The 23,121-nt window shown below is 30.0% G+C and carries 24 protein-coding genes; 16 read left to right on the top strand and 8 right to left on the bottom strand.

The genetic code is table 11. The features are described from left to right. Positions 1 to 12 precede the first annotated feature (12 nt). From HSX10_RS09910 to HSX10_RS09880, 7 genes are all read left to right on the top strand, one after another. A complete protein-coding gene (locus HSX10_RS09910) occupies positions 13 to 1,188 on the top strand; it encodes an aspartate aminotransferase family protein (RefSeq protein WP_173588060.1) in 1,176 nt (391 codons plus the stop codon). A gap of 159 nt (positions 1,189 to 1,347) precedes the next feature. Continuing rightward, entirely contained in the window at positions 1,348 to 2,754 is a 1,407-nt protein-coding gene (locus HSX10_RS09905; protein ID WP_173588059.1) for a tetratricopeptide repeat protein, read from the top strand. Between the two features lie 42 nt (positions 2,755 to 2,796). After that, the gene (locus HSX10_RS09900; RefSeq protein WP_173588058.1) at positions 2,797 to 3,765 is read left to right on the top strand and encodes a DUF368 domain-containing protein; all 969 of its coding nucleotides are present in this window, start codon (positions 2,797 to 2,799) and stop codon (positions 3,763 to 3,765) included. Next, complete coding sequence (locus tag HSX10_RS09895; RefSeq protein WP_173588057.1) at positions 3,765 to 4,787, top strand: DUF368 domain-containing protein; 1,023 nt, start codon at positions 3,765 to 3,767, stop codon at positions 4,785 to 4,787. The genes HSX10_RS09900 and HSX10_RS09895 overlap by 1 nt, the downstream gene beginning before the upstream one ends. Then, positions 4,753 to 5,517: a shikimate dehydrogenase family protein gene (locus HSX10_RS09890; protein WP_173588056.1), complete on the top strand. Its 765-nt coding sequence runs from the start codon at positions 4,753 to 4,755 to the stop codon at positions 5,515 to 5,517. Before HSX10_RS09895 ends, HSX10_RS09890 begins: the two co-directional genes overlap by 35 nt. 82 nt (positions 5,518 to 5,599) lie before the next feature. Then, entirely contained in the window at positions 5,600 to 7,585 is a 1,986-nt protein-coding gene (locus HSX10_RS09885; protein WP_173588055.1) for a DUF349 domain-containing protein, read from the top strand. Between the two features lie 150 nt (positions 7,586 to 7,735). Then, a complete protein-coding gene (locus HSX10_RS09880) occupies positions 7,736 to 8,611 on the top strand; it encodes a T9SS type A sorting domain-containing protein (RefSeq protein WP_173588054.1) in 876 nt (291 codons plus the stop codon). A 359-nt stretch (positions 8,612 to 8,970) separates the two neighbouring features. Here HSX10_RS09880 and mazG read toward each other — a convergent pair whose 3' ends face one another. The 4 genes from mazG to ruvX form a co-directional block, all read right to left on the bottom strand. Then, complete coding sequence (gene mazG / locus HSX10_RS09875; protein ID WP_173588053.1) at positions 8,971 to 9,744, bottom strand: nucleoside triphosphate pyrophosphohydrolase; 774 nt, start codon at positions 9,742 to 9,744, stop codon at positions 8,971 to 8,973. A gap of 2 nt (positions 9,745 to 9,746) precedes the next feature. Beyond that, positions 9,747 to 10,175, bottom strand: a complete 429-nt coding sequence (locus tag HSX10_RS09870) for a DUF5606 family protein (protein ID WP_173588052.1) — start codon at positions 10,173 to 10,175, stop codon at positions 9,747 to 9,749. 10 nt (positions 10,176 to 10,185) lie between these two features. Further along, entirely contained in the window at positions 10,186 to 10,776 is a 591-nt protein-coding gene (gene def, locus HSX10_RS09865) for a peptide deformylase (protein WP_173588051.1), read from the bottom strand. A gap of 154 nt (positions 10,777 to 10,930) precedes the next feature. Beyond that, the gene (gene ruvX, locus HSX10_RS09860) at positions 10,931 to 11,344 is read right to left on the bottom strand and encodes a Holliday junction resolvase RuvX (protein ID WP_173588050.1); all 414 of its coding nucleotides are present in this window, start codon (positions 11,342 to 11,344) and stop codon (positions 10,931 to 10,933) included. 227 nt (positions 11,345 to 11,571) lie between these two features. Between ruvX and HSX10_RS09855 the strand changes: the two genes are divergently transcribed. Further along, a complete protein-coding gene (locus HSX10_RS09855; RefSeq protein WP_173588049.1) occupies positions 11,572 to 12,387 on the top strand; it encodes a 2,3,4,5-tetrahydropyridine-2,6-dicarboxylate N-succinyltransferase in 816 nt (271 codons plus the stop codon). Positions 12,388 to 12,471: 84 nt separating this feature from the next. After that, complete coding sequence (locus tag HSX10_RS09850; RefSeq protein ID WP_173588048.1) at positions 12,472 to 13,539, top strand: glycosyltransferase family 9 protein; 1,068 nt, start codon at positions 12,472 to 12,474, stop codon at positions 13,537 to 13,539. On the opposite strand, the gene HSX10_RS09845 is transcribed toward HSX10_RS09850, so the two are convergent. After that, entirely contained in the window at positions 13,536 to 14,357 is an 822-nt protein-coding gene (locus HSX10_RS09845) for a glycosyltransferase family 2 protein (protein ID WP_173588047.1), read from the bottom strand. The genes HSX10_RS09850 and HSX10_RS09845 overlap by 4 nt on opposite strands. 3 nt (positions 14,358 to 14,360) lie before the next feature. Next, the gene (locus tag HSX10_RS09840) at positions 14,361 to 15,185 is read right to left on the bottom strand and encodes a glycosyltransferase family 2 protein (protein WP_173588046.1); all 825 of its coding nucleotides are present in this window, start codon (positions 15,183 to 15,185) and stop codon (positions 14,361 to 14,363) included. Between the two features lie 40 nt (positions 15,186 to 15,225). Between HSX10_RS09840 and HSX10_RS09835 the strand changes: the two genes are divergently transcribed. Then, a complete protein-coding gene (locus HSX10_RS09835) occupies positions 15,226 to 15,984 on the top strand; it encodes a glycosyltransferase family 2 protein (RefSeq protein WP_173588045.1) in 759 nt (252 codons plus the stop codon). Here the strand turns inward: HSX10_RS09835 and HSX10_RS09830 are convergent. After that, on the bottom strand, positions 15,981 to 16,784 hold the full coding sequence (locus HSX10_RS09830; RefSeq protein WP_254453225.1) for a lipopolysaccharide kinase InaA family protein: 804 nt from the start codon (positions 16,782 to 16,784) through the stop codon (positions 15,981 to 15,983). The genes HSX10_RS09835 and HSX10_RS09830 overlap by 4 nt on opposite strands. A gap of 104 nt (positions 16,785 to 16,888) precedes the next feature. On the opposite strand from HSX10_RS09830, the gene HSX10_RS09825 reads away from it, so the two are divergent. The 5 genes from HSX10_RS09825 (at position 16,889) to HSX10_RS09805 (ending at position 20,792) form a co-directional block, all read left to right on the top strand. Next, positions 16,889 to 17,740: a glycosyltransferase gene (locus HSX10_RS09825; protein WP_173588044.1), complete on the top strand. Its 852-nt coding sequence runs from the start codon at positions 16,889 to 16,891 to the stop codon at positions 17,738 to 17,740. 55 nt (positions 17,741 to 17,795) lie between these two features. Beyond that, entirely contained in the window at positions 17,796 to 18,902 is a 1,107-nt protein-coding gene (locus tag HSX10_RS09820) for a glycosyltransferase family 4 protein (protein ID WP_173588043.1), read from the top strand. Positions 18,903 to 18,905: 3 nt separating this feature from the next. After that, positions 18,906 to 20,081 (top strand): glycosyltransferase family 4 protein, encoded by a 1,176-nt coding sequence (locus HSX10_RS09815; RefSeq protein WP_173588042.1) that lies wholly within the window; start codon positions 18,906 to 18,908, stop codon positions 20,079 to 20,081. 295 nt (positions 20,082 to 20,376) lie between these two features. Further along, a complete protein-coding gene (locus HSX10_RS09810; protein ID WP_173588041.1) occupies positions 20,377 to 20,535 on the top strand; it encodes a hypothetical protein in 159 nt (52 codons plus the stop codon). Positions 20,536 to 20,558: 23 nt separating this feature from the next. Continuing rightward, entirely contained in the window at positions 20,559 to 20,792 is a 234-nt protein-coding gene (locus HSX10_RS09805) for a glycosyltransferase (RefSeq protein ID WP_173588212.1), read from the top strand. On the opposite strand, the gene HSX10_RS09800 is transcribed toward HSX10_RS09805, so the two are convergent. Next, on the bottom strand, positions 20,776 to 21,666 hold the full coding sequence (locus tag HSX10_RS09800; protein ID WP_173588040.1) for an ATP-grasp fold amidoligase family protein: 891 nt from the start codon (positions 21,664 to 21,666) through the stop codon (positions 20,776 to 20,778). The two genes, HSX10_RS09805 and HSX10_RS09800, sit on opposite strands and share 17 nt — an antisense overlap. Positions 21,667 to 22,019: 353 nt before the next feature. Here HSX10_RS09800 and HSX10_RS09795 point away from each other — a divergent pair, with 353 nt between their 5' ends. Then, positions 22,020 to 23,111 (top strand): glycosyltransferase family 4 protein, encoded by a 1,092-nt coding sequence (locus HSX10_RS09795; RefSeq protein WP_173588039.1) that lies wholly within the window; start codon positions 22,020 to 22,022, stop codon positions 23,109 to 23,111. Positions 23,112 to 23,121 lie beyond the last annotated feature (10 nt).

Below are 23,121 nucleotides of genomic sequence, written 5' to 3'. Positions count from 1 at the left end.
AAGAGCAAAAAATTGAAACAAGACTTTTTTAAATATCAAGCTCAAACGACACCACATCCATTAGCTATGGAAATTAGTCGTGCAAAAGGATCTTATATATATGATACTAATGGCAAAGCTTATCTCGATTTTGTAGCCGGTGTATCAGCATGTAGTTTAGGACATTGTAATCCCAAAGTTGTCAATGCCATTAAGGAACAAGCAGATCAATATCTTCATGTCATGGTTTATGGTGAATATATTCAGACACCTGCTGTAGAATTATCTAAACTAATAGCAAAATATTTACCCGAACCTTTAGAAGCAACTTATTTAGTAAACTCTGGTACAGAAGCTATTGAAGGAAGTTTAAAATTAGCGAGACGCTTTACGGGACGTTCAGAAATTATAGCGGCAAATAAAGCTTATCATGGTAATACAATGGGTTCACTTAGTCTTATGGATTATGAAGAACGCAAAAAACCTTTTTTACCTCTAATACCAGATATTAAACATATTGAATTTAATTCTGAAAGTGATTTAAATAAAATAACGGAACAAACAGCTGCTGTTATTCTCGAAACTATTCAAGGAGGAGCTGGCTTTATAGAACCAAAAGATAATTATCTAACAAAAGTACAAGAACGCTGCAATGCCGTAGGTGCACTTTTAATATTAGATGAAATACAACCAGGAATAGGGAGAACAGGTAAATTATTTGGTTTTGAAAATTACAACTGCCAACCCGATATTGTTGTAACCGGCAAAGGTTTAGGAGGCGGATTACCTATCGGTGCTTTTACAGCTTCAAAAGAAATGATGGATTCGCTAAGCGATAATCCTAAATTAGGACATATAACAACCTTTGGAGGAAATCCTTTGATTGCTTCTGCAGCACTAGCAACATTAAAGGAAATTACGGAATCTAATTTAATGGTTGAAGCCTTAGAAAAGGAAAAATTAATTAGAAAACACCTTCAACACAAACACATTAAAGAAATTAGAGGTCGAGGATTGATGTTAGCCGCATTAACTGAAAATGAAAATATTACAAATGACGTTATTTTACGTGCCCAAGATGAAGGATTAATTCTGTTTTGGTTACTTTTTGAAACCAAAGCAATCCGAATTACGCCTCCACTCACTATTTCAAATAACGAAATAATAGAAGGATGTAACATCATAAAATCTATTCTAGATTCAATATAACCACTAATTAGTCACATTACACAGCTAAAAACAATACTTTAACTCACTATACATCAAGTGTTTTTACAATGTTAATTATTTTGTTAAGAACATTCGTTAAAAAAATGATGTAACTTAAAGTATAACTGTATTTTTATTACAGCGAATTATTAAATATTTATGCAATACAGTCAAGAAGACGAAAACTTTTCACTTACTCGATTTGAATCGATGTTAAAGACAAATAATATTTTGTTCTTTGACTCGAATGAGTTCGAAAACATCATACATCATTACCTAGAAAACGGTAAGATTGCATTGGCTAAACGCGCTATAAAATTAGGTTTAGAACAACACCCAAGCTCTGTTAATCTTAAATTATTTAAAGTTGAAATTTATATTTTAGAAAATAAATTTCAGCAAGCTGATGATCTTTTAGATGGGCTACATAATTTAGAACCTAACAACGAAGAAATTTTTATTCAAAAGGCTAACGTTTTATCTAAACAAGATCAACATCAAAAAGCCATTAACACTTTACTTATTGCTATAGATCTTTCTAATTCACCAGAAGATGATGCTGATTTATATGCATTAGTTGGTATGGAATATTTGTTTTTAGAACAATTTGAAAATGCCATAGTCTTTTTTCAAAAATGTTTAGAAAGTGATACTACAGATTATGCTGCGCTTCATAATATTGTGTATTGTTATGATTTCTTAGACCAGAATTCTGAAGCTATAGAATATTTAAATTCATATTTAGATATAAACCCTTATTGCGAAGTTGCATGGCATCAATTAGGAAGACAATATTTTACAATAAAAGAATACGCTAAAGCTAATTCTGCTTTTGATTTTGCAATTATATCAGACGATACTTTTGTAGGTGCATATATTGAAAAAGGAAAGGTTTTAGAAAAGCTAAAAAAGTATGAAGAAGCTATTGAAAATTACAAAATAACATTAGCCTTAGACGACCCTACCTCTTTTGCCTTATTACGCATTGGTCATTGTTATGCGAAACTTAAACATGAAGAATTTGCGATACAGTTCTTTAAGAAAACAATAAGTGAAGACGTTTTACTAGACAAAGGTTGGATTGCTATTACTAAATTTTACATGAAGCAACTCAATTATCAAAAAGCTTTATATTACATTAATAAAGCGGTAATAATTGATGGAGAAAATGTAATTTTCTGGAAACTATATGCAACTGTAAATAAACGTTTAAATTTTCTTGAAGAAGCAGAACGCGGCTATAAAAAAGCGTTAGATTTAGGAAATTTTGAACTTGATACATGGCTAAATAGATCTGATGTTTTAACGACTTTGGGTGAATACGAAGCCGCTATTTTTAATTTAATTCAAGCGTCTGAATTCTACCCAGAAAATGCTGAAGTAGAATACCGTTTAGCTGGATTATATTTTTCAACTCACCAATCAGAAGAAGGACGTTTCCACCTAAAAAATGCAACACGTCTTAATATTGATTATAACTTTATTATTTCTGAATTATTTCCACAACTTACAGAAAAGCCTCTTATCAAAGCAATAATTACAGAAGCTAAAAAGACTTCTAACTAAAAGAAAATAATCTTACCTTAGCATCTGATATTTTATAACCGAATGCAAAGAAGATTTTTAGATTATTTAGCCATTACTTTAAAAGGTATTGCCATGGGAGCTGCCGATGTTGTTCCAGGTGTTTCAGGAGGAACAATAGCTTTTATCTCTGGTATTTACGAAGAACTTATTGAAAGTATTGACAAAGTAAATTTTAGTGTTCTAAAAATCTGGAAGAAAGAAGGATTTAAAACCGCATGGAATTCTTTTAATGGTAATTTCTTAATCGCTCTTTTTTCTGGTATTGCAATCAGTATTTTATCCTTAGCGAAACTAATAAAATGGTTACTACATAACGAACCAATATTACTTTGGTCCTTCTTTTTTGGACTTGTATTAGCCAGTATTCTATACATTGCAAAACAAATAAAAGGTTGGTCTATTAAGTTAGTAATAGCTATAATAATAACCTCTATTCTTTCTTTTTATATAACGTTAGCAGAACCCTTTGCTTCACCAGATAGTCCTTTTTATCTTTTATTCTGTGGTTTTATAGCTATTATAGCAATGATATTACCTGGAGTTTCAGGAGCTTTTATTCTATTAATTTTAGGTGCTTACCAAACAGCTATTGATACCATTAATAATTTAAGAGATGGATTATTAACGGGTAATATGGAACTTTTTAAAGATGCATTTTTAAACTTTTTACTTTTAGCAATCGGAGCTATTTTTGGACTTAAAATATTCTCAAAAGCTTTAAACTGGATGTTTAAACATCATAAGAATCTAACTTTAGCAATATTAACCGGATTTATGATAGGGTCTTTAAATAAAATTTGGCCCTGGAAAGAAGTCTTAAAAACAAGAATTAACTCTGAAGGAGAAGTCGTTACCTTATTAGATAGAAGTATATTACCAACATCTTATTCTGGAGAAAACGAACTTTTAATGGCTGCTGTTTTTATTGTTATTGGTTTTGCTGTAATTCTTATCTTAGAAAGTTTAGGAAAACAAAAAAATAACGTGTAATGCAAAGTACAAGAACCCTTATAGATCGCATATTTTTGGTCATTAAAGGTTTGGCCATGGGTGCTGCAAATAAAGTCCCTGGTGTTTCTGGCGGAGTTGTTGCTTTTGTTGCAGGTTTCTACGAAGAGTTCATTTACTCATTACAACGTGTAAATAAAAATGCTTTATTACTTTTAATAAATCTTAGATTTAAAAGTTTCTATCAATATATAAATGGTAAATTTTTAAGCTTACTCTTCTTAGGAATGATTGTAAGCTATTTTAGTGTTTCTAAACTACTAGATTACCTTATTGCACATTACGAACTGTATGTTTGGAGTACTTTTTTTGGAATGATCTTAGGTTCAATATACTATTTAAGTAAAGATTTTAAAGAGTGGAACAAAACAACAATACTATCCCTAACACTTGGTGTTATAGCAGGAGTAAGTGTTAGTTTTTTAGATCCCGCAACAGAAAATGACAATCTCTTTTTTGTGTTTTTCTGTGGTATTATAAGCGTATCAGGTATGACTTTACCTGGTTTTTCAGGTTCATTTATATTAATTCTTTTAGGAAATTATGTTTTATTATTAGTGGATTCTGTAAATGCACTTTACGATACGATGTTCGATATTTTTAGATGGAATTTTGAATTTGTAAATGATGTTGTCCGCATAAGAATGTTAAAAGTTTTAGCGGTATTTACATTAGGTTCTGTTGTAGGCTTAGTCACTTTTTCTCATATATTAAATTACATTTTAAAACATTATAAATTTATTACGCTTGCAACCATAATGGGTTTCATAATAGGATCTCTTGGTGTTGTTTGGCCTTGGAAAGAAACAATTTACAAAACACAAATTGACGGATCTCTAGTCTTAGATTCTGCTGGAAGACACATCATTACTAATTACCATCGCTTTTTACCTGAATTCAACAGTCAAACTTATATAGCAATTGCTTATATTGCCTTAGGAATCTTTATAGTTTTAGGATTAGAATGGTATGGGAAAAACACAAGACAACAACGTAAAGCATAAATTTGGTCTTTTAGGGCGAGATATTTCATACTCATTTTCGAGAGGATATTTTGCTAAAAAATTTGAAAAAGAAAAATTACCACACACTTATGTCAACTTCGATTTACAAAAAATCGAAGAACTTAATGATATTCTTAAAGACACATCAAATATAAAAGGGATCAACGTTACCATTCCCTATAAGGAAGAAGTAATCCCAATGCTTGATAGTCTAAACAAACGTGCAAGAAAAATTGGAGCTGTAAACACAATTAAAATCACAGGTAAAAATAAATTAGTTGGTTATAACACCGATTATTATGGTTTTAAAAATTCTTTAAAACCACATCTAAAAAAACATCATAAACGAGCACTTATTTTAGGTACAGGTGGTGCATCTAAAGCTATAGCTTATGCGCTAAAAAAATTAAAAATCAAATATGATTATGTCTCTCGTTCTAAAAAAGAAGGTGTTACTTATACGTATTCTGATCTAAATGATGCCGTTATAGCTAAGCATACGATTATAATTAATTGTACACCCATTGGTACTTTCCCTAATATTAATGACTCTCCAAACATTCCTTACGACGCTATTACTAAAAAACATATTTTATATGATCTTATATATAATCCGGTGCAAACCAAATTTTTAGCTCATGGAAAATCAAAAAATGCAATCACTATAAATGGGGCTGAAATGCTAAGGTTACAAGCAGAAAAATCTTGGGAAATCTGGAATAAATCATAAAATATAACCAACTAGGCATTTCCTTTGTAATTAGGCTACTAGTTAGTATCTTTAACAACTTATATATTAAATAATTTGACACATGTCTGAGAATGATAACCTGCAAGAAGCAGATGGAAAAAAAGAAGTAGAATCAACTGAATCTACGCCAAAAGTACAAACTGAAATAAAAACAGAAGTCTTTTCTGAAACTGAAAAAACAGAAGTTATAGATACTGCTGAAGTTATCAATGAAGAAGTCGAAGCAGAAACTACTCCTGAAGTTATTAAGGATGACTCAGTTGATGAAATAGAAGCTTCAAATGCCGAAGATGCCGAAGACGAATCTAATGCAGAGCGTCATGAAGTTGAAGAAAAAGATTATCATGCCATGTCAATGGATGAACTAGTCGCTGAGACTAGCAGACTGTTAGAAAAACATAAAGTTCAGACGATATCTAAACATATCAATGAAATAAAAAGTGAGTTTAATTCTAAATTCAGTGAACTTCTAGAAGAGAAAAAAGAAGAATTTATTGAAGAAGGTGGAAACGAAATAGACTTCTACTATACAAACGACACTAAAAAGCAATTTAATACGCTATACAAAGATTATAAGCAAGCTATTAATTCTTATTACAAGGAACGCGAGCAAAATCTTCAACAAAACCTTGACAATAGACTACAAATTATTGAAGATATTAAAGGTTTACTTAGTGTTGAAGAAAATATGGGTACTACCTATAAAAACTTCAAAGAACTTCAAGAAAAATGGAGAACAGCAGGACCAATTCCTAGAGATAAATACAATAATGCCTGGAATACTTATCACCATCACGTAGAACGTTTTTACGACTTTTTACACCTCAATAATGATTTGAGAGATATGGATTTTAAGCATAACTATGATCAGAAATTAAAAATCATAGAACGTGCTGAAGAATTAGCTGAAGACGAAAATACGAATCGTTCTTTTAGAGAATTACAAGTATTACACAAGCTTTGGAAAGAAGAACTTGGACCAGTAGGAAAAGAGCATAGAGAAGAAATTTGGGAGCGTTTTAGTAAAGCTACTAAAGCCATACACGATAAGCGTCAGGCTTATTTTGTAGACATGGATAAAGCTCATGAAAAAAATCTTGAGCACAAAGAAGAAATCATTGCTAAAATAAATGCCATTGCAGAAAAGAAAGTTAATTCTCATAGCGCATGGCAAAGTAATATTAAAGAAATCGAAGCTTTAAGAGATGATTTCTTTAAAGCAGGAAAAGTGCCTTTAAAAGTTAATGAAAGTACATGGTCTAAATTTAAAGGAGCTGTAAGAACTTTTAATAGAGGTAAAAATAGTTTCTATAAAGATTTAAAGAAAGATCAATTTGATAATCTTAAAAAGAAGAAAGCTTTAATTCAAATTGCAGAAGACAATAAAGATAATGACGATTTTGCAACTGTAACTCCATTGATGAAGAAAATTCAAGATGAATGGAAAACAATAGGACATGTTCCTAGACGTGACAGTGATAAAATATGGAAACAGTTTAAAAAAGCTTGTAACCATTATTTTGATAAAATGCATACAGAGCGTAAAGCAAAAGATCAACATTTATTTGATGCATTTGATAAAAAAGTAAAACTTTTAGATCAACTAAAAACATTAGAACCAACTGAAGATCCTAAAGCAGATATTAAAGCATTACAAGAAAAAATTGCTGAGTGGAAAGAGGTTGGATATGTACCACAAAACAAACGCTATATTGATGGTAAATTTTACAAAGCCATAGATGATGCTTTTGATAAAGTGAAGATGGAAAAATCTAAAGTTGAAATGATTAAGTTTGAAAGCAAACTTGAAAATTTAGCTGATCCTGAAGATACTAGGTTATTAGATAACGAATATAACTTTATTAAAAAGCGTATTGACGAAATCAAATCTGAAATTAATCAATTAGAAAATAACTTACAGTTTTTCTCTAATGTAAAATCAGATAACCCTTTAGTTAAAGACGTTCATAAGAATATAGAAAAGCATAAAACTGAACTAGAAACTTGGAAAGCAAAACTGACTAAAGTTCGCGGAATGTATAATTAAAATTTCTATAAAACTCTACAAGAGATTCATGCTTATGACAACTCCTTTTGTCATAAGCATGAATCTCTTGTGCTAAACAATAAATCAATCAGCTCCTTTTTATTTACATAATAACATGTAGCCTATAATCAATTTAAACATCTATATATTATGAGGAAAATTTTACCCTTTTTACTATTATGCCTACCTACTATCGTAGTTTCACAAGTTATCTTAGATCAAGTTGATGACTTTGAAGATTATACTATGAGCAATTGGACTAAAACAAATTCAATTCCAAATGAAAATATTTATAACGGAGGTCCATCTGGAGAAGAAGATAATTTTTTAAGAATTACTTCTAGTGGTTCTGGAGAAGATCTTGAATTAATGACTAAAAACAATGCGCAATGGAAAGGTGATTACTACCAAGGTAATCTTTCTGATCGTATCAAATATATATCGATGGATGTAAGAAATTCTGGTAGTACAGTTATCTTTTTAAGGCTAGCTTTTCAAACCGATTATGGCCTTACTTATAGATGCAGTACTACTAATGCCATAGCTGTTTTACCAAACGAAGGATGGAAACGAATTTCCTTTTCTATACTTGAAGATAACATTACAGCACTTTCAGACCCCTTTAATTATGCAGTTACATTTGGTAGTGGTAGTCAAGGAGTAGAAGAAATGAGAATATTACATAATGATGTCCCAGCCTGGGAATCTGACCCTATTGATGCTATATTAGATATAGATAATATTATGGCTGATAGTGAAACGCTAAGCACAAAAGATATAGCGATTAGCTCTGAATTAAAACTATATCCAAACCCTAGTAATAATACCATTACAGTAATTAGTAATGAAAACGTAACTGAAGCAATTTCATACAACATTATAGATGCTTTAGGAAGAACTGTAAAAACAGGGGACTCAAAATTAAATCAAGAAATACATATTCAAGATCTCACGAATGGCAATTATATTGTTGAAATCAAAAATGATAACGGAAATATCTTAAGAAAAAAAATTATAAAAAATTAGTAGCTATTACCTATGCTGCTATCTTTTTAGCGATAGATGAAAACCCGTATACTAAGATGTCAAATATCAAAACCCATCTGATTCAACAGATGGGTTTTGCCCTAACTAAACTAAATTTTAATCTTAATTATAACCGCTAAATAATAATTAAGACTTCCTACTAAGAATACAAAAACAGGTTATGTTTTTATATATAGTAATTACGGTCAGCAAATACTTTTGGATGTTTCGTTTTTCGCTTTATGATAACTTTAACAAATCAACAAAAAACAGTAATTAACTACATCTAAATTATAAGTGATTCTAGATATATATTAAAGCAAGTATACTCCTTTATCAAGAATGATAAAAATAAATTATTAAAGTAATTTTGCCTCTTCCCAAAACACATCCATTTCAGAAAGTGTCATATCTTTTAAAGATTTATCTAGAGACTTCGCTTTAGTTTCAAGATATTTAAAGCGTTTTATAAATTTTTTATTTGTGCGTTCTAAAGCGTTTTCAGGACTAATATTAAGGAAGCGTGCATAATTAATCATAGAGAACATAACGTCACCAAACTCGCTTTCAATAGCGTCTTGATCACCTTTTTCTACTTCAACTTTTAACTCTTCAAGCTCCTCCTCTACTTTAGCATAAACTTGTTCAGTTTCTTCCCAATCAAAGCCAACACCCGCAACTTTTTCTTGTATACGACTTGCTTTTACCATTGCTGGTAAACTTCTTGGCACACCTTCTAAAACACTAGTTTTTCCTTCTTTTAACTTCAGTTGTTCCCAATTACGCTTTACTTCAGCTTCATCTTTAACAACAACATCGCCATAAATATGTGGATGGCGACTTATAAGTTTATCGCAGATGCTATTACAAACATCTGCGATATTAAAAGTATTTGTTTCACTTCCTATTTTAGAATAAAAAACAATATGTAGTAAAACATCTCCCAATTCCTTTTTAACCTCTTCTAAATCATTATCTAAAATAGCGTCACCAAGTTCGTAAACTTCTTCAATAGTAAGATGACGTAAGGTTTCCATCGTTTGTTTTTTATCCCACGGACATTGCTCACGCAACTCATCCATGATAATTAACAAACGTTCAAAGGCTTTTAATTGGGCTGTTTTGTCAGACATTTTTATTCTTCTTCTGAAGTATCTTTTTCTTTTTTCTCTTCTTCAAGTGCTCCTAAAAGCTCATTTTTTTGAAGTAAATTATACCATTGAATAACCTTCTTAATATCTGAAGGATATACACGGTCTTCATCATAATCTGGTAAAACTTCAAAGAAAAATTCTTCTAAAGCATCTTTACCATCTTTATGACTAATAGAAGTTGGCTCACCATTTTCTTTTTCCTTAATTTTTTTAAGGACTTCTCTTAATGGCACTTCTTCTGCTAATGTATAAATAGCGATTTCGCTAAGAATACTAATATTACTGTGCGCACCAACTGTGATACGTTTTTTATCTACTAAAGATTCTACAATGGCACCAGATCTTGTCTGTGCTACAATTTGGTATAAACCAGGTTTACCTGATATTGATAAAATTTTGTCTAAGCTCATATATATTTTATTAGCGTTTTTTACTCATAGCAGGAAAACGCATTCTGTAATCTATTTTAATCTTACCTTTTGAAATATTGGTAAGCTTTCCTTTTATTAATCGTTTTTTAAATGAAGATAATTTATCTGTAAACAGAATACCTTCAATATGGTCATATTCATGCTGAATTACACGAGCAATTAAACCATCATATTCTTCAACATGAGTTTCAAAGTTCTCATCTTGATATTGAATTTTAATTTTCGGCTTTCTAAAAACATCTTCTCTTACATCCGGAATACTTAAACAACCTTCATTAAAAGCCCATTCATCACCTTCTTCTTCTAAAATTTGAGCGTTAATAAATGTTTTTTTGAAGTTTTTCATTTGTTCACTCTCTTTTTCAGAAAGATCCTCATCATCGGCAAAAGGACTTGCGTCTATTACAAATAAACGAATTGCTAAACCTATTTGAGGTGCAGCTAAACCAACACCATATGCACCATACATTGTTTCGTACATATTTTCGATTAGTCCATGTACTTTTGGATAATCTTTATCAATTTCTTTAGCCTCTTTCTTTAAAACAGCATCGCCGTAGGCTACGATAGGTAAAATCATAATTCTATTATTTTCGGGTGCAAAAGTACCAAATTCTGTGATAATATTCGAAATTTCAAAAACTAAATTCTAAAGCTTTTCATGTAAAAAGCTAAAATTTAAAGCTCTATGTTTTAAATCGTAATTTATAAATTAAAAAATATCAGTTCTATAATTACTGAACACTAGAAAGATAACTTTGTAAAATAAGTGTTGCACTAATCTCATCAACCAAAGCTTTATTTTTTCGTTGTTTTTTCTTTAATCCACTATCAATCATCGTCTGAAAAGCCATTTTTGAAGTAAAGCGTTCATCAACACGATCTACGGGGATTTGAGGAATTTCTTTTAATAAAAGTTTTAAGAATTTTTTAATATAAACTTCACTTTCTGAAGCTGTATTATCCATTTGTTTTGGTAAGCCTACAACAATCTTTTCAACATTTTCAGTTGAAACATATTTTTTTAAATACTCTAGCAATTGCTTTGTATCTACTGTAGTAAGGCCAGATGCAATAATTTGCATTTCATCTGTAACAGCTAATCCCGTTCGTTTTGTACCATAATCTATGGCTAATATTCTTCCCATAATACAAAGATAAGATAATAAAAAACGCTTCCTTATATTAAAGAAGCGTTTTTAAACAATCAATTTAACTGAATTAATGTAATGATTTTATCCCTCTAAAAATAAATCATATCCATAACCTATTATTAAGACACTGCATTTTCTGACAAGTCACATTTTTTTCTTAAAGAATTTTAGCTTCAGTTATTATAAAAGTATCTTTGGTTCCTAAAAAAAATTGAAAACTTATGAAACAACTACAAACTATAATAGAAAATGCTTGGGACGATCGTTCTCTTTTAACAAATGAAGAAACTATTAACGCTATTAGAAGTGTTGTAGATTTAGTTGATGCTGGTACTTTACGTGTTGCAGAACCTACTGAAGATGGTTGGCAAGTTAATGAATGGGTAAAAAAAGCCGTAGTATTATATTTCCCAATTCAGAAAATGGAAACTTTTGAAGTTGGTATTTTTGAATATCACGATAAAATTCCTCTAAAAACTGGTTATGCAGAAAAAGGAATTAGAGTTGTACCAAATGCAGTAGCAAGACATGGTGCTTACATTTCTGCTGGTACTATTTTAATGCCAAGTTATGTAAATATTGGTGCTTATGTAGATGAAGGAACTATGGTAGATACATGGGCAACCGTTGGTAGTTGTGCACAAATTGGTAAAAACGTACATCTTTCTGGAGGTGTTGGTATTGGTGGTGTTTTAGAACCATTACAAGCTGCTCCTGTAATTATTGAAGATGGTGCATTTATTGGTTCTCGTTGTATTGTTGTTGAAGGCGTACGCGTAGAAAAAGAAGCTGTTTTAGGTGCTAATGTTGTTTTAACAATGAGTACTAAAATTATAGATGTTACAGGAGACAAACCTGTAGAAACTAAAGGTGTTGTACCTGCACGTTCTGTAGTGATCCCTGGTAGTTATACTAAAAAGTTTGCCGCAGGCGAATTTCAAGTACCTTGTGCACTAATTATAGGTAAACGTAAAGAAAGTACGAATAAAAAAACCTCTTTAAACGATGCTTTACGTGAATATGATGTAGCTGTATAATACGTTACTTTCTATAAATTGAAAAAATATAATAATCCAACTGTGACAAATTGATTTACAGTTGGATTTTTTTTAACTTTAAGTATGAAAATTTTAGTTATTCAACAGAAAATGATTGGTGATGTTTTGGCGACAAGTATTTTGTTTGAAGCCATTAAACAGAAATATCCAAATTCAGAATTACATTATGTGATTAATTCACATACATTTCCTGTAGTTGAAAATAATCCCTTTGTTGATTACTTTCATTTTTTTACTCCAGAGCATGAAAAGAGTAAATTAAAACTTTTCAAATTTGCTAAAGATTTAAACAAAGAAAGTTTTGATGTTGTTATTGATGTTTACATCAAATTATCGAGTAAACTAATCACTTTTTTATCTAAAGCTAAAACTAAAATATCAATTGATAAAGGTCAAAAATCCTTAATCTACAATCACACTTTTAAACATAAATTAAAAGCTGACACCAATGCGGGTTTAGCGATTGAAAATCGTTTACAACTACTAACCCCTCTAGATATTGATCCTTTAAAAATTGTAAGGCCAAAAATATATCTTACAGAGAATGAAAAAAATGAGGCTAAACTATTTTTAGAATCTAATAATATAGATTTAGAGAAGCCATTATTTATGATTGGCGTTTTAGGTAGCGGAAGTAACAAAACTTACCCTTTTGAATACATGGCAAAAGTGATAGATCAGATTGTTTTAGAGCAACCTGATAGTCAAATTTTATTTAATTACATTCCTAAACAAGAAGCTGATGCTAAAGCCATTTTAGATTTATGCACAGCAGAAACTAAAAAGAAAGTTTATTTTAAAGTTTTCGGAAAAAGTTTAAGAAGCTTTTTAGCAATTACATCTTACTGCGATGCTTTAATAGGAAATGAAGGTGGCGCAATTAATATGGCAAAAGCATTATATATACCAACATTTACTATATTTTCTCCTTGGATTAAAAAAGAAGCTTGGAATATGTTTGATGATGGGCAAAAACATGTTTCTGCCCATCTTAAAGATTTTAATAAAGCGCCTTATCAAAATATTAAACACCCAAAAATTTTAAAATCAAAAGCTTCAGAATTATATTTAGATTTTAAACCTTCTTATTTTGAAAGTGATTTAAAAGAATTTTTAAAACTATTGAATTAGGCTTTCTTAATTCCAAACTCTGTCCATTTTAAGTTTTCTTTTTTCACTTTAGCTCTAATCGCTAAGTTTCTATCTAAAGATTCTTGAGTTTTATAACCTCTTGCGTGGTCTAAATGTAAAACGATTGCCTTATAACGAATTTGCTTCGTCTTCATTCCAAAATTAACTAAGCGTTCTCCTAATTCTCTATCTGGCCCACCATATTGCATACGCTCATCGTAACCATTAATAGCAATTAAATCTGCTTTCCATGCAGAAGAATTACAGTTATTAAACGTTGCTCCTGTTGGTGTAACGACATCTAAAAAACTAGCTAAACCATCTTTTACAGATAATTTTAACGTGTTTTTACTTCCTAATTCTCCTTTAGATTTTAACCATTTTACATCAAAACAATTGTGAGATGTAATATCATCTTCAGAAATAGTTTCACTTAAATCCATATTAAGTTTACAATACCCGCCAGATAAGAAATAACCTTTTTCTGCAAACTTAGCATGTGTTTCTACAAAATCTTCACGCGGAATGCAATCACCATCTGTAAACAAAATATATTCATTTTCAGCCATAACAATGGTTTCGTTCAATATTTTTTGACGTCTATATCCTTTATCTTCATGCCAAGCATGTGTAATATTTACAGGGTAATTTTCTTTAAATTTATCAATAAGAACTTTGGTTTCATTGGTAGAACCATCGTCTGCAATAATAATATCAAAATCTTTATAAGTCTGTACACTATAACCGTATAGAACTTTCTCTAACCAATCTATTTTATTATAGGTTGCAATAATCACTGTTATTTTAGGTAGTGCCATTGTCTATGCTTTTATTATACCAAAATTGGTATAGGTTGCTTTATTCTGTTTTGTTTCTTTCCTTATTTGCTGATTTAAAGCTAAAGCTTTCTCATTTTTATAAGGTCTATCGTGATGCAAATGTACGCAAATACAACTATAACGTACTTGTTTGAATTTAACACCATTGTTCATCATGCGCTCTCCTACTTCCCTATCTAATCCGCCATATTCCATTCGTTCATCAAAACCATTCACCTTTAAAATATCGGTTTTGTAACAAGACGTATTCATACCATCAAAAGTGGCTTTTGTTGGTGTAATTGTATTTAAAAAAATAGCTTTTTGATTTGATTTGGTTAGCTTATTAAGCTTAAAACTTTTGGGCTGACCGACTTTTAGAAGCCAAGACTTATTAAAACAATCCTGCTTAGAAATAACGCTTTTAGTCATCAATTCTGTAACACTTTCTACCAACTTAAAATAACCACCAGAAAGTGCTCTGTTTTTTTTACGTAAACGCAAATGTGTTTCTACAAAATCTTGTCTTGCAATACAATCGCCATCAGTAAAAATGAGATAATCTGAATTTGAAGCCATAATAGCTTTATTCAGAATTTTAGTTTTCTGAAAACCTTCGTCTTTATGCCAAACATGAATCACTTTTAATTCTGTTTCTGAAGAAAATTGGTCAATTATGGTTTTAGTTCTTTCATCTGATCCATCATCTGCAATAACAATTTCGAAATTATTTACCGTTTGTAGACTGTAACTATGAAGCACCATTGCTAACCAATTTGGTTTATTGTACGTACTTATAATTACAGAGGCTTTAGTATTAGATTGCATAGCGCAAAAATACTATTTTTACAACTGTAAAAACACAAGTATGCTTAAACTATCTGGAGTTATAATTACATTTAACGAAGAATTAAATATTGAAAAATGTTTAAAATCTCTGGCTAATGTTGTTGATGAAATAATAGTTGTAGATTCTTTTTCTACCGATAAAACAAAAAGTATTTGCGAAAAGTATAATGTCACTTTTATTGAGCAAAAATTTTTAGGCTATACAGAACAAAAGAATTTTGCCTTATCACAAACAACATATAATCACGTGGTAGCTTTAGATGGAGATGAGGCCTTATCAGAAATGCTTCAGAAATCGATTATAAACCTTAAAACGAATTGGAAATTTGATGGCTATTACGCCAATCGTTTTAATAATTTTTGTGGACAATGGATTAAGCACACCACTTGGTATCCTGAAAAAAAATTACGTGTTTTTGATAAAACAAAAGCGTCTTGGTCTGGTCATAAAATACATGAGACGGTTAACCTAAACTCTAAAGATTCGAAAGTCGGAAAATTAAAAGGCGATATTTTACATCGTAATTATCAGTCGTATTCTGAGCACAATCAACAAATTGAAAAATTCACATCCATTTCTGCTCAAGCTTATTACGATAAAGGAAAAAAATCATCACTTTTTAAAATTATTGTAAATCCGACTTGGGCCTTTTTTCAATCTTATGTAATAAAACTAGGCTTTTTAGATGGCTTTAATGGTTTCTATATTTCTGTACAAACTGCTCATATTCGCTTTTTGAAGTATGCAAAATTACGCGAGTTGAATAAAAAATCTTAATGTTTTTTCTTTCTCCAGAAAAAATACTTTCTCTTAAAAGCTTCTTTCTTTTTAAAGCTTAGTGAAAATTTTTGAGAGAAAAACAACATGCGTTCTTTAACTTCATCGTGAGGTTTACCAATAAGTTTGGCATATTCATCACTTAAAACTTCAAGCATATAATCTTTAGGTGATAAACGTGCAAAATTAGCTAAACGCTCATCATAACTTAAAGTTTTAAAATCCATTCGGTTAAGATCTACCAAATAAAATTTATAATCATCACCTTCTTTTTTAATTAGCGTATTACCTGGCGAATGGTCTAAGAAATGAATTCCGTTTTCATGCAAGCTATAAGTAAACTGTGTAAACTTTCTTAGAATATTATCGTAATCATCACATGTTGGATCATCTACAAGCTTTCTAATTGTAAAATCGTATTCTAACTGTTTGCTAATATAATAACTACTCCCAAAGGTAAAAGCAGACTTGTACTCTACAAAAGCCTCTGGCGTTGGTGTTAAAATCCCTGCCTTAAGTAAGCGTTTTGCGTATAAAAAAGAACGTTCGGCTTTACTTTTTCTAAAAAAACGATAAACAATTTTATTTACCAAGTTAGGCACCTTAAACTCCTTAATATTATAACGTTCACCGCCAATTGTCAATATTTTTATGACATTTCGGTAACCATTACCAATCATTTCACCTTGTTGGTCAAAGTTTTCAATGGCATGCATTAACTGCTCTTTCGTTAATGTTGAATTATCTTGAATTTTTACGGTTACAGACATATAATAAATAATAGTAATCTTAGGCTGCAAAAGTAGGTATTTAATTCTTTGGACGAAAGATTAAAAGCCGCTTCAATTATAGCTGAAACACTTACAAATATTTCTGTAAATTTGTCCACACTTAATAATTCTCAATGTTTAAACACTACCTCATCACTCGTTTTAATCTCAAAAATAAAAATTGGGATTTCACAAAAAATAACGAAACGTTATTAACACGTGAGTGGATGACGCATAGAATTGGATTATTTAGTAATTTTTGTCTTCCTTCAGTTGCTAGTCAAACCAATACCAATTTTAAATGGTTACTTTTTTTTGACGCCACAACAGATGCTGATTTTAAGACTGAAATTGAAGCACTTTTAAAACCTTATCCACATTTTAAGGCTTTTTATATTGACGGAATGGATGCTTTTCATTCGTCTATAAAATCATATATAACCGACGACAGTAAAAATACTCCTTATATTATTACATCTCGAATTGATAATGACGACTGTATTCACAAGGATTATATCTCAACCATTCAACAGCAGTTTAAATCACAAGATTTTATGGCTATTGACATATTAAAAGGTTATTCTCTTCAAGTTTCACCAGACATCATGTTAGGTAAGAAAGAACATATTTTTAACCCTTTTATTAGTCTGATTGAAAAAAATGAGACACCAAAAACCGTTTGGTTCAGTGACCATAACATGTGGAAAAAAGAATCGAGACGTATAGAAATTGCAAATCAACGTTTATGGATGTCTATTATTCACGAAAAAAATAAAGTGAACGAATTTGATGGTTACGATAATGTAAGTTGGAATGATATAAAAACCGACTTTATTGTTTCTGATGAAATTAACACAAAAGTTTCAGAAAACATTATTCCTCATAAAGAATGGCGCTACTTAAGTTTTAAAAACAAGCTTTACGTTAATTACGTCTTAATGAGTAAGAAATTAAAAAAAGCAGTAGGCTTATATAAGATTAAGTAAGCTTATAATCCTTATTTTTACAGTAATCAATTACTACAATCAAACCTTATCTTTAATGCGATTAATACAATTTACAGCCTCTAATGGTTGGCGTGGACACGAACAAAAAATCATCTATTTATATGAAGCTTTTAAAGCTGAAGGACATGTAGAAGATCAATGGATTGTTTGTCCTATCGATTCTGAATTATATCGTATTGCAACTGAGAAAGGAATGCAAGTTATTCCGTTTGAATATAAATCGGAATACAGTTTGTCTTATGCTAAAGAATTTAAAAAATTAGCAAAAGAAAAAAGAGCAACTGTAGTATTTATTCATAGTAGCAAGGCACATACGTTAGCTGTACTTTCTCATTTTATCTACGGTATGAAAGTACCTTTAGTCCTTTGTCGTACACTTATAAAACGTGTAGACACTAACTTTTTTAGAAAATGGAAATACAATTACAAAGGCATTAAAAAAATTATTTGCGTATCTCAGCCTGTTGTAGAATCCTTAAAATTTGCAGTTAAAGATCATAGCAGACTGTCTGTTATTGGTAGTGTTACTGATATTAATAAGTTTCAGAAACAAGCACCTACGGGAATGTTACATAAGGAATTTAATATTCCTGAAGATTATAAATTAATTGGAAACATTGCTGAATTCACAGGTTTTAAAGATCACTATACTTGGGTTGATACTGTTGAAATTTTAGTAAAAGAAAATAACTTTAAAGCTAAATACATCTTAGTTGGAAAAGGGAGTATGGAACAAGACATCAAAAATTATGTTGAAGAAAAAGGCTTAACAGAGCACATTATCTTTACTGGTTTTAGGCGCGATGTTCCTGAAATTTTACCTGAATTAGATTTATTTCTATTCACTTCTAATAATGAACCTACAGGTGGTGTATTATTAGAATCTTATGCTTGTAAAGTTCCTATTGTTGCTGCTGATGCAGGAGGCATATCTGAAGTTATTGTAGATGGTGAAACCGGTCTTTTAGCAAAAGTTGGTACCCCTAAAGATTTTGCTTCTAAAGTAACCTTATTAATGAATGATAAAGCACTTCAAGAGAAGTTAACAACCAATGGTTACCAATATCTTTTAGATAATTTTACCAAATCCGTTATTGCTAAAAAGATGTTTTATGAGTTAACAAAACATGAGATAAAATAAAACATGCGTATCCTTTTTTTTACAAATGAATATTCTCACCCCAAATTACCGCCAAATGGTGGTGTTGGCACATTTTTTAAAACTGTATCTCATGAATTGATTGCAAATGGACATGAGGTATATATTTATGGGTTTTCTAAAAAAAAACATAATATTAATGATAACGGTATAAAGATTAAATTTTTTAAACAATATTTTAAGGCCAATCCTTTAGCCGAACTTATACGTTCTTTAAGTTCACGATTAGGATTTCCTCAAATTACTGAATACTGGTTAGCGAAAGAGCGTAAATACTTGGCTAAAAAGTTAAAATTTTATGCTTTAAAAAATAATATTGACATCATTCAGTCCTTTACATTTAATGGTTATACAGCTTATTGGGATAATAGTATTCCATTAGTAACGCGATTTCATGGTTCAAGAGGGTTTTGGCATCATTATCTAAACAAAGGTAAAGAAGAATTAAAAATTACCATGGAAAAAAAAGCACTTTTAGCAACACCATACATCGTTGCAAACAGCCATTTTTCAAAGGAATTTATAAAAAATTATTATGATGTGGATGTGGATATCGTTATTCCTAATGGCGTCAATACAACTATATTTTCACCTGATGCAACAGTAAAAAAAATTCCGAAATCGATATTTTATATTGGTACATTATCTGAAGCAAAAGGAGTAAAAGATTTAGTAGAGGTTTTCAATTCAGTAATCATAGATGAACCTAAAGCTAAATTACACCTTATAGGTAGAGGTGAAAAATACTGGGAATTTTTAAAAACAGAAGTGTTTTCAGAACAAGCATTAAAAAACACCACATATTTCAACCATATTTCTTTTTCTAAAATTCCAAAAAAAATATCTGAAGCTTCAATTATTGCTGTTCCATCTAAAGGAGAAACTTTTGGTTTTACAATTGTAGAAGCTATGGCTTTAGAAAAAGTAACCATTGTATCCAATATTCCTGTTGCTGCAGAAATTATAAATGATGGCATAGATGGCTTTATTGCGAAAAATAATGAAGATTTTAAAAATCTAATTTTAAAAGTATTTAAAAATCCTGAAGATTATAGAACTTTAGAAAAACAAGCACGTAAAAAAGTGCTTACTCATTTCACTCAAGATAAAATGACAAGTGATACATTAGCTTATTATAAAAAAATTATTAGAAAACAATAAATCTAATTCTAAAATATTGATTATAAATGACGTCAACTTTATTCTATCTTTATAGCCTTAACGAATAAAGACGACCATTACCGTTTTCTACATTGTATAAACGCATGTATTATTTTAGCTTTAAATGAACGAGAATCAAATAAAAAATAACGTTTTAAATCTTATAGATAAAATAAATTATTTGAGTACGATTTAAAGAACTACGGCAATAAATTAAACACTATCGTTTCATCTTCAAGATTTCTAGTTCTTGGTGGCGCAGAAACTATAGGACAAGCTAGTTGGAAAAGGGAGTATGGAACAAGATATCAAAAATTATGTTGAAGAAAAAGGCTTAACAGATCACATTATCTTTACGGGTTTTAGGCGCGATGTTCCTGAAATTTCACCTGAATTAGATCTATTTCTGTTCACTTCTAATAATGAACCTACAGGTGAGGTGGTGTATTATTAGAATCTTATGCTTGTAAAGTTCCTATTGTTGCTGCTGATGCAGGAGGAATATCTGAAGTTATTGTAGATGGTGAAACCGGTCTTTTAGCAAAAGTTGGTAACCCTAAAGATTTTGCTTCTAAAGTAACGTTATTAATGAATGATAAAGCACTTCAAGAGAAGTTAACAACCAATGGTTACCAATATCTTTTAGATAATTTTACCAAATCGGTTATTGCTAAAAAGATGTTTAATGAGTTATCTAAACACCAACTTTAATAGGTAATTGTATTAAGTCTCCAAGCTCTTTGTTTAATTTTTCTACTGACAAACGTTTTAAAGCTCCTGTTGGAAAAAAAGTAAGTTCTCCAAAATAGATTTTACCACTAATTGAATATAAATCGACTCTAACAAAAATAAATTCTTCAGCTAACTTTTTTGCTATAGTAACAAGTTCTTCAAAATTATCAGGCTTGGGTAAATCTTTACAAAAAAAACCTTTAGATTCTTTTGTGTTTTCTAATTTATTCCAATTTAAATCATAAACACATTTCTTATACCCATCACTTGTTAAGGTTCTAACTAATATATATTTCGGATCTCCGTGAATACAATAAAATTTATAATCAATTATATTTTCACTATCGGTTTGATCTAAATAATGTTCAGCTAAAATTCTTGGTTTAACTTTTTTATAGATACGCTCTTTATACTTATTGTAGTAATTAGATTGCATATATTTTTTCAATCTACATTTCACCTCATTAACATTAATAGTACTCTTATCACTTACAATAACATTATAGCCCGAACCATGAGTTCCTTTTAACGCGAATTGATTTGGTAAAGCATCAAAATCAATAGCTTCAACAGTATCAAAGACGTCAATAAAATCGACTAAAAAGCCTTTACCTATTTTCTGCTCAACATATTTTCTTACTTCATATTTATCTACAAAATCCTTATAATCTTCATTATATAAATTCTGATTTAGCCATTGTAACTTCTCCACAAACTCAGTTGGATTATCTAAATCTAAACGTTTTTCGTTTTTTAGATAATATTGTGCTTTTATATACGAAATATCAGAATTAGGTTTATTCTTTAAATATTTCGAAAATAATTGATAATATTTCCGCTTGATGAAGTTCATATAACAAATAATTAATCGTGTAAATGTATCAATTAAAGCTTTTAATCCGATTTTTTTACACAAAAAAACTTAACAAAATAAAAAAAAATATTGCTAGCTCGTTTCATAAATAATTATTTTTCTAATATGATATAACTTTTGATTATGATTTGTGAAGCAAAAAATAGAACTGAAGCATAATTCACAGAAGTCATAATTTGCAATAACCATATTAAATTTTAACCCAAATAAAAATATGGCACTATTTAAAGATATAAAGCTCAATCTATAATATATTTTCTAAATTTATATCCTAAAAAGTTCTGATAAACATTAGTAAAAACACCTATTGAGATACCTAATTTACAAAAGTAATGAGTAATAAAATATTTTTAGATTTACATCACATAAGAAACACAAAAAAAGGATTTGGGCAATATGCTCTTAATCTTGCTAAAGGTATTTTACAGAATGACACAGATGGATTAAATCTTTATTATTATGTTCCTCTAAAATGGTATAAACGACTTAGTAATTCAATAAACTATAAAATATATTTAGGCTTACATAGAAGGAGAAACAACTTCAAAAATTATGATGTATGGCACAGTTTAACACACCTTAGTAAAGTAGAACCTCAAGATCTTGAGAAAACTAAAATTATATATACTGTTCACGATGCTATTTTTACAATCATAAATATTTCCGAAGAAAAAAGACAACCTTCAATAAAAAAACTACAAAGACAAATAGATAAAAGCAGTTGTCTTGTCTTTATTTCTAAATTTACTCAAGATTGTATTCGTGAAAATTTCACCATAAATGATAACATTCAGCAGTATGTAATTTATAACGGTAACCCAATGGAAGGTGTTAAGCCTATAATTAGCACCTCTAATGACCAGCCTTATTTACTCTGTGTTGGCGAATATAGAAAATACAAAAACCATGCTGCTCTAATCCCTATGCTCTCTCACTTAAAAGAGAACATTAATCTTGTTTTTATGGGTAAATATTCTAAAGAAAATCAAGAAAAAATACTATCTCTAGCAAAAGAACACAAGGTTGAAAATCGCATTATTTTTAAAGCTTCTGTGAGCGAAAGAAAAAAGATCGAATTGTATAGCAATGCCGAAGGTTTAGTTCACCCCTCATTAGCCGAAGGTTTTGGGTTCCCTGTTGTTGAAGCGATGTCTTTAGGTATTCCTGTATTTATTTCAAATAATACAGCACTTCCTGAAGTTGGTGGTACTGCAGCACATTATTGGGATCATTACGAACCTGAGTATATGGCAAAAATAGTAACTGAAGGTTTAGAAGATTTTAGAAAAAATAAAGAAACTAGAAAACAAGAATTATTGCTTCAAGCTTCAAAATTTTCATGGAAAAATATTTCTAAACAGTACTTAGAAGTTTATAAAGCGGTTTTAAATAATACACCTGCCTCAATCAATAAACTGAATTAGTTTTATGATA

The sequence above is a fragment of the Winogradskyella undariae genome (genome assembly GCF_013285155.1).
Taxonomy (GTDB): domain Bacteria; phylum Bacteroidota; class Bacteroidia; order Flavobacteriales; family Flavobacteriaceae; genus Winogradskyella; species Winogradskyella undariae.
The sequence above is the reverse complement of the archived record's forward strand: the minus strand, read 5'-3'. Positions and strand labels throughout refer to the sequence as shown.

Coding starts and splice junctions, on each gene's coding strand:
- HSX10_RS09905 (WP_173588059.1), top strand. CDS start 1,348: ATGCAATACAGTCAAGAAGACGAAAACTTTTCACTTACTCGATTTGAA.
- HSX10_RS09900 (WP_173588058.1), top strand. CDS start 2,797: ATGCAAAGAAGATTTTTAGATTATTTAGCCATTACTTTAAAAGGTATT.
- HSX10_RS09895 (WP_173588057.1), top strand. CDS start 3,765: ATGCAAAGTACAAGAACCCTTATAGATCGCATATTTTTGGTCATTAAA.
- HSX10_RS09890 (WP_173588056.1), top strand. CDS start 4,753: ATGGGAAAAACACAAGACAACAACGTAAAGCATAAATTTGGTCTTTTA.
- HSX10_RS09885 (WP_173588055.1), top strand. CDS start 5,600: ATGTCTGAGAATGATAACCTGCAAGAAGCAGATGGAAAAAAAGAAGTA.
- HSX10_RS09880 (WP_173588054.1), top strand. CDS start 7,736: ATGAGGAAAATTTTACCCTTTTTACTATTATGCCTACCTACTATCGTA.
- mazG (WP_173588053.1), bottom strand. CDS start 9,744: ATGTCTGACAAAACAGCCCAATTAAAAGCCTTTGAACGTTTGTTAATT.
- HSX10_RS09870 (WP_173588052.1), bottom strand. CDS start 10,175: ATGAGCTTAGACAAAATTTTATCAATATCAGGTAAACCTGGTTTATAC.
- def (WP_173588051.1), bottom strand. CDS start 10,776: ATGATTTTACCTATCGTAGCCTACGGCGATGCTGTTTTAAAGAAAGAG.
- ruvX (WP_173588050.1), bottom strand. CDS start 11,344: ATGGGAAGAATATTAGCCATAGATTATGGTACAAAACGAACGGGATTA.
- HSX10_RS09855 (WP_173588049.1), top strand. CDS start 11,572: ATGAAACAACTACAAACTATAATAGAAAATGCTTGGGACGATCGTTCT.
- HSX10_RS09850 (WP_173588048.1), top strand. CDS start 12,472: ATGAAAATTTTAGTTATTCAACAGAAAATGATTGGTGATGTTTTGGCG.
- HSX10_RS09845 (WP_173588047.1), bottom strand. CDS start 14,357: ATGGCACTACCTAAAATAACAGTGATTATTGCAACCTATAATAAAATA.
- HSX10_RS09840 (WP_173588046.1), bottom strand. CDS start 15,185: ATGCAATCTAATACTAAAGCCTCTGTAATTATAAGTACGTACAATAAA.
- HSX10_RS09835 (WP_173588045.1), top strand. CDS start 15,226: ATGCTTAAACTATCTGGAGTTATAATTACATTTAACGAAGAATTAAAT.
- HSX10_RS09825 (WP_173588044.1), top strand. CDS start 16,889: ATGTTTAAACACTACCTCATCACTCGTTTTAATCTCAAAAATAAAAAT.
- HSX10_RS09820 (WP_173588043.1), top strand. CDS start 17,796: ATGCGATTAATACAATTTACAGCCTCTAATGGTTGGCGTGGACACGAA.
- HSX10_RS09815 (WP_173588042.1), top strand. CDS start 18,906: ATGCGTATCCTTTTTTTTACAAATGAATATTCTCACCCCAAATTACCG.
- HSX10_RS09810 (WP_173588041.1), top strand. CDS start 20,377: ATGGAACAAGATATCAAAAATTATGTTGAAGAAAAAGGCTTAACAGAT.
- HSX10_RS09800 (WP_173588040.1), bottom strand. CDS start 21,666: ATGAACTTCATCAAGCGGAAATATTATCAATTATTTTCGAAATATTTA.
- HSX10_RS09795 (WP_173588039.1), top strand. CDS start 22,020: ATGAGTAATAAAATATTTTTAGATTTACATCACATAAGAAACACAAAA.